The 661-nt window shown below is 71.7% G+C and carries 1 protein-coding gene; it reads left to right on the top strand.

The genetic code is table 11. The annotated features are described in order from the left end of the window. Positions 1–661 (top strand): phosphoenolpyruvate carboxylase (locus K6I33_RS35500; protein ID WP_229358899.1); only part of this gene is annotated, 661 nt, incomplete at both ends.

The following is a 661-nucleotide window of genomic DNA, read 5'->3' as shown; positions in this document are numbered from 1 at the left end:
CCTCGCCCCCAGCCCCGCGCCCCTGGACGCCGCCGGAGCCAAGACCCTCGGCGTCTTCGGCACCATCCGCGAAGCCCTCGAGAAGTTCGGGCCCGAGGTCGTCGAGTCCTACATCATCTCCATGTGCCAGGGCGCCGACGACGTCTTCGCCGCCGCCGTCCTCGCCCGCGAGGCCGGCCTCGTCGACCTCCACGCCGGCTGGGCCAAGATCGGCATCGTCCCCCTGCTGGAGACCACCGACGAGCTCAAGGAAGCCGACCGCCTCCTCGACGAGATGCTCGCCGACCCCTCCTACCGACGCCTGGTCTCCCTCCGCGGCGACGTCCAGGAAGTCATGCTCGGCTACTCCGACTCCTCCAAGTTCGGCGGCATCACCACCAGCCAGTGGGAGATCCACCGCGCCCAGCGCCGCCTCCGCGACGTCGCCCACCGCTACGGCGTCCGCCTCCGCCTCTTCCACGGCCGCGGCGGCACCGTCGGCCGCGGCGGCGGCCCCACCCACGACGCCATCCTCGCCCAGCCCTGGGGCACCCTCGAAGGCGAGATCAAGGTCACCGAACAGGGCGAGGTCATCTCCGACAAGTACCTCATCCCCTCCCTCGCCCGGGAGAACCTGGAACTGACCGTCGCCGCCACCCTCCAGGCCTCCGCCCTCCACACC

This window comes from Streptomyces sp. UNOB3_S3, assembly GCF_020740895.1.
Taxonomy (GTDB): domain Bacteria; phylum Actinomycetota; class Actinomycetes; order Streptomycetales; family Streptomycetaceae; genus Streptomyces.
Note: the sequence above shows the minus strand (reverse complement) of the source record. Positions and strands in the feature narration are given on the sequence as shown.